General features: G+C 66.6%; 18 protein-coding genes. 6 read left to right on the plus strand and 12 right to left on the minus strand.

The features are described 5' to 3' along the window. The 6 genes from AU072_RS01830 to AU072_RS01855 form a co-directional block, all read right to left on the minus strand. Nucleotides 1-366: a hypothetical protein gene (locus AU072_RS01830; RefSeq protein ID WP_064350617.1), complete on the minus strand. Its 366-nt coding sequence runs from the start codon at nucleotides 364-366 to the stop codon at nucleotides 1-3. Nucleotides 367-426: 60 nt separating this feature from the next. After that, a complete protein-coding gene (locus tag AU072_RS01835; RefSeq protein ID WP_064412134.1) occupies nucleotides 427-972 on the minus strand; it encodes a hypothetical protein in 546 nt (181 codons plus the stop codon). Continuing rightward, nucleotides 947-1,258 (minus strand): helix-turn-helix transcriptional regulator, encoded by a 312-nt coding sequence (locus tag AU072_RS01840; RefSeq protein ID WP_064412135.1) that lies wholly within the window; start codon nucleotides 1,256-1,258, stop codon nucleotides 947-949. The genes AU072_RS01835 and AU072_RS01840 overlap by 26 nt, the downstream gene beginning before the upstream one ends. A gap of 214 nt (nucleotides 1,259-1,472) precedes the next feature. Further along, nucleotides 1,473-1,850, minus strand: a complete 378-nt coding sequence (locus AU072_RS27860) for a hypothetical protein (protein ID WP_064412136.1) — start codon at nucleotides 1,848-1,850, stop codon at nucleotides 1,473-1,475. A gap of 68 nt (nucleotides 1,851-1,918) precedes the next feature. Continuing rightward, nucleotides 1,919-2,908, minus strand: coding sequence for an SDR family NAD(P)-dependent oxidoreductase (locus AU072_RS01850; RefSeq protein ID WP_064412137.1), 990 nt, complete (start codon nucleotides 2,906-2,908; stop codon nucleotides 1,919-1,921). A 62-nt stretch (nucleotides 2,909-2,970) separates the two neighbouring features. Then, nucleotides 2,971-3,720, minus strand: coding sequence for an SDR family oxidoreductase (locus AU072_RS01855; protein WP_064412138.1), 750 nt, complete (start codon nucleotides 3,718-3,720; stop codon nucleotides 2,971-2,973). Nucleotides 3,721-3,761: 41 nt separating this feature from the next. On the opposite strand from AU072_RS01855, the gene AU072_RS01860 reads away from it, so the two are divergent. Both AU072_RS01860 and AU072_RS01865 read left to right on the plus strand, forming a co-directional pair. Continuing rightward, nucleotides 3,762-4,328, plus strand: a complete 567-nt coding sequence (locus tag AU072_RS01860; protein ID WP_082680898.1) for a chorismate mutase — start codon at nucleotides 3,762-3,764, stop codon at nucleotides 4,326-4,328. 67 nt (nucleotides 4,329-4,395) lie between these two features. Beyond that, the gene (locus AU072_RS01865; protein WP_082680899.1) at nucleotides 4,396-4,935 is read left to right on the plus strand and encodes a TetR/AcrR family transcriptional regulator; all 540 of its coding nucleotides are present in this window, start codon (nucleotides 4,396-4,398) and stop codon (nucleotides 4,933-4,935) included. Here the strand turns inward: AU072_RS01865 and AU072_RS01870 are convergent. The 3 genes from AU072_RS01870 to AU072_RS01880 form a co-directional block, all read right to left on the minus strand. After that, the gene (locus AU072_RS01870) at nucleotides 4,932-5,864 is read right to left on the minus strand and encodes an alpha/beta hydrolase (protein ID WP_064412140.1); all 933 of its coding nucleotides are present in this window, start codon (nucleotides 5,862-5,864) and stop codon (nucleotides 4,932-4,934) included. The two genes, AU072_RS01865 and AU072_RS01870, sit on opposite strands and share 4 nt — an antisense overlap. An 85-nt stretch (nucleotides 5,865-5,949) precedes the next feature. Then, nucleotides 5,950-6,813: an Fpg/Nei family DNA glycosylase gene (locus AU072_RS01875; RefSeq protein ID WP_064412141.1), complete on the minus strand. Its 864-nt coding sequence runs from the start codon at nucleotides 6,811-6,813 to the stop codon at nucleotides 5,950-5,952. Between the two features lie 16 nt (nucleotides 6,814-6,829). Next, the gene (locus AU072_RS01880) at nucleotides 6,830-7,222 is read right to left on the minus strand and encodes a phage holin family protein (protein ID WP_064412142.1); all 393 of its coding nucleotides are present in this window, start codon (nucleotides 7,220-7,222) and stop codon (nucleotides 6,830-6,832) included. Nucleotides 7,223-7,262: 40 nt separating this feature from the next. On the opposite strand from AU072_RS01880, the gene AU072_RS01885 reads away from it, so the two are divergent. Next, nucleotides 7,263-7,739, plus strand: a complete 477-nt coding sequence (locus tag AU072_RS01885; protein ID WP_064412143.1) for a nucleoside deaminase — start codon at nucleotides 7,263-7,265, stop codon at nucleotides 7,737-7,739. A 61-nt stretch (nucleotides 7,740-7,800) separates the two neighbouring features. Here AU072_RS01885 and cobF read toward each other — a convergent pair whose 3' ends face one another. Next, nucleotides 7,801-8,565, minus strand: coding sequence for a precorrin-6A synthase (deacetylating) (gene cobF / locus AU072_RS01890; protein ID WP_064412144.1), 765 nt, complete (start codon nucleotides 8,563-8,565; stop codon nucleotides 7,801-7,803). A 16-nt stretch (nucleotides 8,566-8,581) separates the two neighbouring features. Then, nucleotides 8,582-9,634 (minus strand): YihY/virulence factor BrkB family protein, encoded by a 1,053-nt coding sequence (locus tag AU072_RS01895; RefSeq protein ID WP_064412145.1) that lies wholly within the window; start codon nucleotides 9,632-9,634, stop codon nucleotides 8,582-8,584. Between the two features lie 103 nt (nucleotides 9,635-9,737). Here AU072_RS01895 and AU072_RS01900 point away from each other — a divergent pair, with 103 nt between their 5' ends. Both AU072_RS01900 and AU072_RS01905 read left to right on the plus strand, forming a co-directional pair. After that, on the plus strand, nucleotides 9,738-10,646 hold the full coding sequence (locus AU072_RS01900) for an AurF N-oxygenase family protein (RefSeq protein WP_064412146.1): 909 nt from the start codon (nucleotides 9,738-9,740) through the stop codon (nucleotides 10,644-10,646). Further along, a complete protein-coding gene (locus AU072_RS01905) occupies nucleotides 10,643-10,915 on the plus strand; it encodes a DUF4873 domain-containing protein (RefSeq protein WP_174523776.1) in 273 nt (90 codons plus the stop codon). Before AU072_RS01900 ends, AU072_RS01905 begins: the two co-directional genes overlap by 4 nt. A 51-nt stretch (nucleotides 10,916-10,966) precedes the next feature. Here AU072_RS01905 and AU072_RS01910 read toward each other — a convergent pair whose 3' ends face one another. Further along, nucleotides 10,967-11,233: a DUF4235 domain-containing protein gene (locus AU072_RS01910; RefSeq protein ID WP_064412148.1), complete on the minus strand. Its 267-nt coding sequence runs from the start codon at nucleotides 11,231-11,233 to the stop codon at nucleotides 10,967-10,969. A gap of 65 nt (nucleotides 11,234-11,298) precedes the next feature. Between AU072_RS01910 and AU072_RS01915 the strand changes: the two genes are divergently transcribed. Beyond that, nucleotides 11,299-12,165, plus strand: a complete 867-nt coding sequence (locus tag AU072_RS01915; protein ID WP_064412149.1) for an LLM class flavin-dependent oxidoreductase — start codon at nucleotides 11,299-11,301, stop codon at nucleotides 12,163-12,165. Nucleotides 12,166-12,243 lie beyond the last annotated feature (78 nt).

Raw genomic sequence — 12,243 nt, forward strand, 5'->3', positions numbered from 1 at the left:
TCAGCGTGCGGCGCGAGCCTTCACGAACGAGCGCACACCGACGATCAGGTACACCAGCAGCAGAACGAACATGATGGTGCTGGTGATGACGGCCGCGGGTCGCTCGGCCGTGCCCGCGAACACATCGCCGAGACCGAACACGTTGCGTAGCGCACCGAGCGCGGCGAGCAGCGCGATCGCCAGGGCCGCATGCGTCGCGTGCTGGCGGGCCCGGTCGGAGCGACGCCCGATGAGCGCGGCGATGAGCAGCAGGACGCCGACGAATGCCGGGATCAGCGCGGTGATGCTGACCGCTCCGCTGGCGATGTACGCGATCACCCCTGTCGCGACGAGCAGTCCTCCGGTCCAGGTGGTCAGGGCGAGCATCGGGATCCTTTCTACGGCTGTCGCCGACGACTCTACCCACGCAGCGAATCTCAGCGCGGTTCAGGCGTCGGGGTCCGGCCGGGTCCAGCCCAGGATCATCGCCGGCGCGCAACCGCCGAACACCAGGACGGCCAACGACATCAGCGCGCCCGAATAGGCCACGTCGGCGTCGGTGTCCTGCAGATAGATCGACGCGACGAGCAGGTAGCCGATCGGGATCAGCATGAGGTACTGGGTGATCGTCAGACCGACCGAGCGGGCGCTGTTGCGCTGCTGCACTTCGTACTCGTCGAGGGCCGCCTCCGGGGCGTCGCCCTGCCTGCCGGACACGATCTGCAGCATCGTCCATAGCGGGAGGAAGACGATGCACGCCGCCAGCCATAGCACGGGCGCCCACCGCAGTCCGAATGCGCTCAAGACGCTCACCACGAATAAGGACGCGAACGTGATGGCCAATCCCACGACGAGAATCCGGCGGCGGGACCGCGTGCGCCACCCGGGAAGCAAATTCGCGTACGTGCGCTCTCGCTTGAGAAACCGCCGGGTGCGCGATTCCTGATAGCGGTCGAGCAACGTCGGGTCAGCCTGCCGGGTCGACGGGGACATCACGGTCTCCTCCTTGCGATCGGGTACTCGTGCGGTAGAGCTCGGTGGACAACGGGGTGAACTCCGTTCGGGAGAACACGGCCTCGACGGGGAGACCGAAGACATCGCAGATCCGGAATGCCAGGTCCAGGCTCGGATAGTGGTCGCCACGTTCGAGCGCGCCGACCGTCTGGGGGTTCACGTCGATCAGCGCCGCGAGCTCGGCACGGGTCATACGACGCTCCGCGCGTAGGACACCGATTCGATTGTGGATGGGGAGTGTTTTGCCCCTTCTCACCGGACTCACACAACATAGTGTTGGGAAAACACAACAAAAAGTCAAGCCATTAGGACGTGTGCACCGGCGCGATGGTGCGAATTCATACGCCACACGCCGTCGGCGGGGGACCAAACCGCACGGTCGGCGTCGAGCCCCGGGGCCCCACGGAAAAAGCGACGCGGCGCACGCTCGACGAGGAGCGTGCGCCGCGTGGCCGGGCGCTGGATCGAGCTGCTAGTCGTTACGGGGCGGGGATGTTGATGCAGCCGACGTTCGGCAGGCAACCGCTCGCGCCGCCGGGGCCGGCAGTTCCACCGGGTCCGTTCGGAGCCAGCGACCCGCTTGCACCGCCGGGTCCGGCCGTACCGCCGGGGCCACCCGGGATCACACCCGAGGCGCCGCCACCGTCAGCGGTGCCTTGGGGACCACCGGGGACGTTCACGTCCGCACCGCCACCGGGAGAGGCGTCGATGTTGCCGGTCACGGCGCACGGGGTGCCGTCGGCATTCAGACACGGAGGAGGTGCCGGCTGCGCACCGGCCACCGGCGCGACGGCGATCGCAACTGCCGCGGCGCCCGAGAACAACAGGGGCATCATCTTCGTCAGTTTTACGTTCATGTTCTGAGGGCTACCACGTCAGCGGTTTACTAAAACCTTCAAACTTTCTCCGCCGGATGAGGCTCCTGTCACAGCCTGCCGACCTGCTTGAGTCCGGAAACGGTGTCCGCCAGCGTTTCCTGCGGATCGCGGTACGAGATTCCGAGTTCGGTTTCGCTGGGCGAATCGTCAGAGGCCGGCATCTGCGTGTAGTACTGCATCGCCGCCGCGGTGACCGGCGCGTCGAAGGGCAGCAACGGGCCAACCACGTCGACCACCCTCCCGATGTTGCGCAACACCGTATCCGGCACCGGGTACACCCGCAGCGACTTGTTCGCCGCCTTTCCAATCATCGACGCCAAGTCGGCGATCGGAACTCGCTTGCCGCCGGCCATGTATCGGCGTGGCCCCTTGCCGGGTTCGAGCAGCGCCGCGTGCAACGCAGCCAGGTCTCGAACGTCGACCACGATCCATGCGGCGCCGCGGCCCGGCACCCCGCGCATCTGGACCGCGGCTTGAACACCTTCCGCCGCTTCACCGAATTGGTCACCCGCGGGCGGTCCCAGCACCATGCCCGGGTACGTGATGCTCACCGGCGCACCCGCATCCTGTAGGCCTCGCGCGTACTTCTCCACCTCCGCCTTGGACTTCCCGTAGCCGTCGGTCCCTCCCACGACTGGAAGATCGGCGTGCAGCACACTGCGATCCGGGTCGAACAGTGCCGTGAAGCTGGAGACGTGGATGATCGGGTCGAGGCCACGCTCGGCAGCCCCACCGAGCACGTTGTGGGCGCCGTCGAGGTTGGTCCGCAGCATCTTGTCGGCCTGCCGAGGGTCGACTGAAACCATTGCCGCGGAGTGGATTACGGCATCGCAGCCGTCCATAGCCGCGGCCGTCGACTCAGCGTCGGCGATGTCGCCGACGGCGTAGTCGTCGGTCGCGACACCGATCTGCGCGGCGCTCGTCTTCAACCGTGCCGCATCGCGGACCAGAAATCTCACCTGATGGCCCGCCTCAGCCACGGCCTTCGCCGTCCACGCCCCGACAAAACCGGTACCCCCGGTCACCAGCACCCTCATGAAAACCTCCTCTAGGAACTAGCGCTGCGGGTTCCCCCAAGCGCCAGCCTCTACACGGAGGCCTACGCGAACGGCTTCGTCAACCGCGGCGGCAGCACCCGCAGCACTCGAACCAGCGGGGCCCACGGCCACCACGGAACAGCCGCGCGCCCACTTTCGCGTTCGATCACGGCGACCATTGCCCGGACACCGGTTTCGTTGTCCACCATCAACGTCGTCGACTCGGATCTGGCCGTCATCTCGGACTCGATGTAACCCGGCTCGAGCACCGTGACCTTGATCGGCCCGCGCGCATACTCCGCGCGCAGGGACTCCCCGAGTGACGACACGCCGGCCTTGCTGGCGGCGTAGGCGGCCTTGACGCCGGGCACGCCCTTGTTACCGAGAACCGACGAAACCAGTACCAGGTGTCCGCCGTCGGCCTTCTTGAACATCTCCAGTGCGGTCTCGATCTGAACAAGCGCCGCAACGAGATTCGTTTCGATGGTGGCCTTGTTCGCCCACAGTTTGCCCGAGCCCAGCGGCGCACCCTTGCCGACACCGGCATTGACGATGACGCGGTCGATCCCGCCGAGTTCGTTCCACAGCTCGGCGAACACCTTCGGGACCTGCTCGTGATCGTTGACGTCGAGCGCGGCCACAGCGACGTTGATCCCGCGATGCCGCTCGAGCAGCTCGGCCTTTAGCTCATCGAGTCGGTCGACGCGCCGGGCACACAACGCCAGGTCACGACCCTTCGCGGCGAATGCGCGGGCCATCCCGGCGCCCAGCCCCGAGCTAGCGCCGGTGATCAGGATCTTCTGGCGAGTCACCCCGACAGACTAGGCGAGGCGATCGCCGTCAGAATGGCCACATGGTTCTCCTGCGGACAGTGACATTCCTGCTCGCCGCGCTCTGCGTCGCGCTCTCCCAGACGGTCGCCGCCGCCCAACCGGCTTCTGACCTGTACCGGCTGGTCGATACGGCCGCGCAGCGCCTGGCCACGGCCGACGCGGTCGCAGCCGCCAAGTGGATCAACGGCGGGCCGATCACGGACGCACAGCGCGCCGATGCGGTTCTGGATGCGGTGGCCGCCGACGCCTCTGCGCGCGGCATCGACCCGGGGTACGTGCGCGCAATATTCGCCGACCAGATCGACGCCACCGAGGGCGTCCAGTACACCCGATTCGGCCAGTGGAAGTTCGACCCGGCCACCGCGCCCCACACCGCTCCGGACCTCTCCGAGACACGTTCGCAGATCGACGAATTCAACAAAGCGATGGTCGACCAGATTGCGCTGCAGTGGAATTCGTTGCATAGTCCGCACTGCGCAGCCATGCGGGAGGATGCGACAGCCGCCGTCGCCGATGCCCGGCGGCTGGACCCGCTCTACCGGCACGCGTTGTCGGCGGCCACCCGATCGTACTGTCGCGCCGGCTGAACAGACGTAGGATGAGCGCATCGACGAACCCCGGAAACGACCCCGCCAGAACCGGTCCCGAGACACCGTGGAGGTGCTGCTCGAGGCCGCGGCTCAGGTTTTCAATCGCGAAGGCCTGAAGGCGACCACGAACCGGATCGCCGATCGCGCCGGCGTGTCGATCGGCAGCCTCTACCAGTACTTTCCGAACAAGCAGGCGTTGATCCGGGCGTTGGCCGAACGCCACGTCAACGAGGCTCGAGCGCGCATGGATGCGGTCTTCAAGCGGCTGCGTGACGAGGAACCGCCGTTCGAGGAGTCGATGCGCATGATTCTCGAGGCGGTCGTCGACCTGCACCGCGACCGTCCGGGTCTGCACCGGCTCATGCACCGCCTCGGACCGCGCCTGCCGTCCGACCTCGACGCGCTGGGGTCGTTCGAGGACGACATCTCCGGCGAGGTGGCTTACCTCTTGGGCCGGTGTGGCCGCGGCGGCGATGACGCGGAATTGACCGCCCGGACCGTGGTTCACATGGTCGACGCACACCTTCACCGGGTGATGACCGGCCGCGATATGGACGTCGAGCAACTGGTGGCGCTGGTGGACCGGCTGGCGCCGCCGTCTTAGCGCCCTCTGTCCGCCGAACCGGACAGCACGTCGTCGCGAACCGCGCGTAGCGTCGCCACCATCTGGGTGAGGCCGGGTTCCTCGATCGGGTAGTGTCCGCAGTTCTCCAGCAGCACAAGCGATGTCGGCGCGGCGATGCGGTCCAGGAACCGGGTGCTCAGTTGCGGCGGAGTCCAGCGGTCCGCCGCCGGGTGCACCAGGGTGACCGGTGCCGCACGGAACGCCTCGGGTGCCGCGTGCCGGAAGTTCAACCAGCTACTGAGGAATCCGAGCGGGACCCGCACGCCGCCGCCTTTGGGGTCGGTGACACACAGCCGGGTCAACTCCGGGTCGTGGCTCATGTTGTTCATGTCGACCAGCCACCGGATCGGCACCCGGATGCGGCCGAACAACGGGTCGACCGCCTTCATCAACGCCGGCGCGATGGGCCCGATCGCCGAGGTGCGCGCGGCCGCCCGTCGGGCTTCGGGGTCGGCGGGATCGAGCAGACAGGTCGCCACGACGTGCGCGACTTCGCCTGTGCGCGCGGCCACCTCGTAGGCCATCATCCCACCCATACTGGCGCCCAACAGGACGAGCGGTCGCCGGTCGTCGGCGCGTTCGGCGGTGACGAGATCGGCGAGCATGTCCAGCCAGTCCGGATAGTGGACCGACCCTGGATCAGGCTCGACGGTGTCGCCGTAGAGCGGCATGTCCGGCGCGAGCACTTCGACCCCCTCCCGTGCGGCGGCCGCCGCGATCGGCCACAGCGCGCCCGAGTAACCGCCACCGCCATGAACGACCATCAGTCGCATCGCGGCGTCCGGTGCGCTCGCGCGCGCGACGTGGATTCTGCGGCCGCGCCAGGTCCACCAGGTCGACGTCGGGTCGATCGGTGGGTCGGGGCGGTGGCGGGCGGGGATGAACGATGCGTATCGGGCGTATTCCATGCCTATCAGCGTCGGGCGGCGATCACCGGCTGACAACTCGCGTTAGCGGACCGCGCTGCCTGCAGCGACGCGCGGCTGCTCACATTTACTTGAGCAGCCGCGACAGTCGCCGGTCGGCGAGCACCTTGCCACCGGTCTGACAGGTCGGGCAGTACTGGAAAGACTTGTCGGCGAACGACACTTCGCGCACGGTGTCCCCGCACACCGGGCACGGCAGGCCGGTTCTGGCGTGCACCCGCAGCCCGGAGCGCTTCTCCCCCTTGAGCGTCGCGGCCTGCTGTCCGACCGAGCGAGTCACCGCATCGGAGAGCACACCGATCATCGCGTCGTGCAACGCCGACAGTTGCGCGTCGGTCAACTTGGCCGCCGTCGCGAAGGGCGAGATCCGCGCGACGTGCAGGATCTCGTCGCTGTAGGCGTTGCCGATACCGGCGATCACCTTCTGGTCGGTGATCACCGTCTTGATCCGACCGCTGTTGCCCGCGAGCAGGCTTGCGAGGTCGTCGGGCCCGATCGACAGGGCGTCGGGCCCCAGCGTGGCGATGCCGGGCACCTTGGTCGGATCGTCGACGACCCACACCGCGAGCCGCTTCTGGGTCCCGGCCTCGGTGAGGTCGAAGCCTGCCCCTTCGCCCGGAGTCCCGAGGTGCACGCGCAGCGCGATCGGCCCCTTGCCCGGCTTCAGCGGCGCTGCGGCCAGCTTGTCCGACCACCGCAACCACCCGGCGCGCGACAGGTGGGTGATCAGGTGCAGGTCGCCGACTTGCAGCCCGAGGTATTTGCCCCACCGGTTGGCGTCTGTGACGGTCTGACCGTGCAGCGCCGTGATCGGCGGGTCGAAGGTCTTGAGCACCGAAAACGCCGAGACGTCGATGCGCGCCACCGTGCGGCCGACGGCATGGCGGCGCAGGTGGTCGGCGAGTGCTTCGACTTCGGGGAGTTCGGGCATGGTTCCAGTGTGCCGGTCAATCGCTTCGCGAGGCACCGCCGGCGATCAGCGACAGCAGCCAGCTCACGACGGACAGCACGATCGCGGCCCAGATCGCCGTCCACCAGAAGTCGTCGATGTAGAGCCCCCAGTGCGTGGTGTGCTCGGTGATCCACGACGTAATCCACAACATCAACGCGTTGATGACGACGTGGATCAGCCCGAGAGTGAGGATGTAGAGCGGGATCGAGATGATCTGCACGATCGGCTTGATGAACGCATTGACCAGACCGAAGATCACCGCGACGACGAAGATGATGCCGACTTCCTGCAGTCGCGAGTCGGCCCCCACGAACCTGATTCCGGGAACAACCAGTGTCACCACCCACAGCGCGAGACCGGTCAAAGCGGCCCGCAGGAGGAACGACATCGCATTAGCCTAAACCAGTCGACGCACCGGAGGGGCAGCCGTGGATTTCATTCAGCGAACCATCGACCTCGCACGGCGAAACGTCGAAGAGGGTGGTCGCCCGTTCGCCACGGTCATCGCCAGGGACGGACAGGTGCTGGCCGAGAGCGCCAATCAGGTTGTCCAGACACATGATCCGACCGCGCACGCCGAGATCCTCGCTATCCGGCAGGCGTGCACAATGCTCGGCACCGAGCACCTGGTCGGCACGACCATCTACGTTCTCGCCCACCCCTGCCCGATGTGCCTGGGCTCGTTGTACTACTGCTCCCCTGACGAAGTGGTCTTCCTGACCACCCGCGACGACTATGCGCGCTACTACGTCGACGATCGAAAGTACTTCGAGCTCAACACGTTCTACGACGAGTTCGCCAAGAACTGGGCGCAGCGGCGGCTACCGATGCGCTATCAGCCCGAAGACGCCGCCATCGACGTCTACCGGTTGTGGATGCAACGCAACGCTGCCGGACGCCCCTAGTCCGGCCCAGTAGCGCTCTTAAGTGGTTGATTGCACGCACCCGATACGTGCGATCAACCCGTTAAGCACCTCCGGTCGCCGACCGCAGCAGATAGGTGTCCATGATCCAGCCGTGACGGGCCCGCGCGTCGGCACGCACCCGGGCGATCTCCTCTCCGACGTCGCCGACGGTGCCGGCCATCAGCAGCTCGTCGGGCGTACCGAGATATGCGCCCCACCAGATGCGCGTGTCGGGCGGACACGTCAGGAATGAGCAGTCGGCGTCGAGCATCACGACCGCGCTTCCGGTCAGCCCGCGGTCGCGCAGTTGCCTGCCGGTGGTGATCAGCACCGGTTCGCCGACGTCGTTGAGCGGGATGCGATGTCGCGCGGTGAGCGCCTGGATCGCGGTGATGCCGGGAATGACGTCGTACTCGATGTCGACGTGAGTCGCGACGACTTCGAGGATGCGCAGCGTGCTGTCGTACAGCGACGGATCGCCCCACGCCAGGAAGCCGCCAACGCCGTCGGGTGCGAGTTCGGCCTCGATCGCGTCGGCCCATAGCCGTGCCCGCGCGGCGTGCCAGTCGGCCACCGCCTTCCGGTACGCCGGCCCGTCGGCAGCCTCCCTGACCCGCGGCGGGTCGCGCAGTTCGACGAACCGGTATCCGGGCTCGCGGATGAAGCGTTGGCAGATGTGCCGCCGCAGCGCCACCAGGTCGTCTTTCGGGGAGCCCTTGTCCATGACGAAGAACACCTGCGTGTCGTTGAGCGCGGCCACCGCTTGGGCCGTGACGTGGTCGGGGTCGCCCGCGCCGATGCCGATGACGTGAATTCGACGGGTCACGCCCGCGAGTATGCCTTCAGTGTTTGCGGCCGCGCGAAAGCCGGAGCCGCCTGGCCCGCTTGGCGTCCTTCTTCTCGGCGGCCTCTTCCTTGCGGATGTTGTGGTCGTCCTTGGGCGGCAACTGCAACTCGTGTTCGGCGGGCAGACCGGCCTGCAGTTGGCGGCCTCGCTCGATCTCGGCGTCCACCTCCGCGCCGAACAGCAGCGCCAGGTTCGTGATCCACAACCACAGCAGGAACACGATGACACCGGCCAACGCGCCGTACGTCTTGTTGTAGCTGCCGAAGTTGGCCACGTAGAGCCCGAATGCCAGCGACGCGAGCAGCCACACGACGATCGCAAGCGCCGCGCCGCCGCTGATCCATCGGAATTTCGGCTGCTGGACGTTGGGTGTGACGTAGTACAGGATCGCGACCGCAATCACGACGAAGAGCAGGATCAGCGGCCACCGAACCACGTTCCACGCCGTGACCGCCGCATCCCCCAACCCGATCGCATCGCCGAGCGCCTGGGCCACGGGTCCGCTGACCGCCAGCATGAACACCACGGCGGCCGCCATCACCAGACCGATCAGCGTCAGCAGCAGCTGCACCGGTCGCAGCTTCCACACCGGTCGGCCCTCGTCGATCTCGTAGATGCGGTTCATCGCACGGCCGAACGCGCCGATGTAACCCGACGCTGTCCACAACGCACCCACGATGCCCGCCACCAACGCGAATCCGGCGGTCGGTGCGTTGACGAGTTGTTCGATCGTCGGCCGCAGAGTGTCCAGCGCCGACGCGGGCGCCACATCGGAGGCGATGTCGAGCAGCGCATCGACCGTGCGCCTGCCCTGACCGAACACGCCCAGCAGCGACACCATGACAACCAGCGCGGGGAAGATCGACAACACCGCGTAGTAGGTCAGCGCTGCAGCCAGATCCGTGCACTCGTCCTTCTGGAATTCGCGCACCGCCTTGCGCATCGAATACAGCAGGGACGGTCGGGTGAGATCGGTCGGCGACTCGGGTTTGCGGGGATCATCCGGGTCAGGAGCCGCAGCGGTCCTGTCGTCCTCGTCGGTTCGCATACCACCCGATACCCCGGACCGTCTCCGGCAAACGCATCCGTTACCGCAAGTATGCGGTACCGCCGGTATTGACATACGTCTGCGGCCTACTTACCTTGAAGCCATGAGGACGCCGGTCAGCAGCTCCCGTCCGACGCGCGAAAACTTCGCCGACCGCCTGCTCAAGGGCTCGGCCAAGAAGTCGTATGCACCCACCGTCGACATCGACTGGGATGCGCCGCTGGACCCCGACAAGTTCTTCCTGCCGCCGCACACCGTGACGCTCTACGGCACGCCGATCTGGGACGCCATGACCCGCGAGCAGCAGATCGAGCTGTCCCGTCAGGAATTGGTGAACATCCTGTCGGCGGGCGTCTGGTTCGAGAACATCCTGAATCAGGCGCTGTTGCGCGATCTGATGCACAGGGATGTGACCGCGGCGTCGACGCACTACTCGCTCACCGAACTCGGCGACGAGACGCGCCACATGGTGATGTTCGGCAAGGTCATCGAACGGATCGGCGCAGAGCCGGTGCAGCCCCGCCGGTACCAGCGGATGATCATCAACGCGCTGCCGCTGCTGTTTCGCGGACCGATCCTGTGGGGAGCCGCGCTGGTCGGCGAGGAGATCTTCGATGCGCTGCAGCGCCAGATTCTGGAGGATCCCGACCTGCAGCCAATCGTGTTGCGCCTCATGCGCATCCACGTGACCGAGGAGGCGCGCCACATCCAGTACGCGCGCGACGGATTGCGCCGGACCAGGCCGCACATGGGTGTTGTCCAGCGGTTCGTGCTGAGCAACCTGCACGGGGTCGGTGGACCGTTCTACCGCTACCTGCTGACCATTCCCGTCCCGTACCGGCGCATCGGGCTCGACCCCCGTGCGACCCGCCGGATCGCACGGGCCAACAAGCACCATCGCGATGTCAAGGTGGCCGGCTTCGCACCGCTGGCAGCCTTCTTCGAAGACGTCGGCCTGATGGGACCGATCGCCCGCAGGATGTGGCGGCGCAGCGGGTTCCTACCTCGATGAGCGACGTGTACGACGGGGTCGCGGCCGTACGGCTGCACGAGGAGGATCACGGCGTACGGGTGCGCCTTACCGGTCACCTCGACCCGATTGACGGCAGATACCACTGGCGCGGAATGGTTTTCGATCTGGCCTCCGATATGCGGCTGCCCCAGACCGTGCACATCTCGATCGGCGACCGCACTGCCGAGGGCCAGCTGACCGAGGTGACGCCGTGGGGCACACACTGCGTGGCGGGCGTCGGCGCCCCGCCGTACCCACTGGACTGCTAACCCGCGGCGACGAACTCCGTCACTTCACCCCGCCGTCACGTCGCTCCGCCGCTACTCGGGGTTCTCCGACGTCAGCGCCTGGAAGCTCTTGGCCTGGCCACGGGCCAGCGCCGCCCGCACCACACCGATGAGCAGACCCTGGATCGCCGCGGCGATGAAGACCTCCCGCGTCGCGCGGCTGAGGTCCTCCGGATCCGGCTCCTCGTCGTCCGGGTGCATCCGCTGCCAGATCTCGGTGAAGATCTTGCCGGCGATGAGACCGCCCACGACGCTGCTGACCATCGACAGGGGTTTGTATATAGCTTTGGCCGCACTCACGGCGTCCAGATTCCCGGTGTGCCAATACCTAAACCACGAACTAGAACACGTTCTAGTATTACCGGGTGCGGTTCACCTATGCCGAAGCCATGACCGACCCGACGTTCTACATTCCCCTGGCGCAAGCCGCGGAGGCGGCCGGGTACCACGCGATGACGATCGCCGACAGCGTGGCCTATCCGTTCGAGTCGGACTCCAAGTACCCCTACACCCCCGACGGCAGCCGCGAATTCCTCGACGGCAAGTCGTTCGTCGAAGCGTTCGTGCTCGCCGGGGCGCTGAGCGCGGTCACCACGACGATGCGGTTCAACTTCTTCGTCCTCAAGCTACCCATCCGGCCGCCTGCGCTGGTGGCCAAGCAGGCCGGCTCGCTGGCCGCGCTGTTCGGCAACCGCCTCGGCCTGGGAGTCGGCACCAGCCCGTGGCCCGAGGATTACGAACTGATGGACGTGCCGTTCGCCAGGCGCGGTAAGCGCATGGACGAGTGCATCGAGATCATCAAGGGTTTGACGACCGGCGAGTACTTCGAATTCCACGGCGAGTTCTACGACATCCCGAAAACGAAGATGACGCCGGCGCCCACCAAGCCGATACCGATCCTCATCGGCGGGCATGCCGACGCCGCACTGAGGCGAGCGGCACGCAACGACGGTTGGATGCACGGTGGCGGTGAGCCCGAGGAATTGGATCGACTCCTCAAGCAGCTCAAGCAGTTCCGTGAAGAAGAGGACCGCGGCGGCCCGTTCGAGATCCACGTCATCTCCGCCGACGCCTACACACCCGACGGCATCAAACGGCTCGAGGACAAGGGCGTCACCGACGTCATCGTCGGATTCCGCGTTCCCTACATCAAAGGGCCCGACACCGAACCGCTCGACGCCAAGATCCGCCACCTCGAGAAGTTCGCCGACAAGGTCATCGCCAAGCTCTGAACCGTGCCATCGACCCTGACAAGGCGTAGCGTCGACGTCAGGAAGGGGTTACCAGCGGGGGCTATGGGTAACCGGTGC

Source organism: Mycolicibacterium novocastrense (genome assembly GCF_001499835.1).
Lineage (GTDB): Bacteria > Actinomycetota > Actinomycetes > Mycobacteriales > Mycobacteriaceae > Mycobacterium > Mycobacterium novocastrense.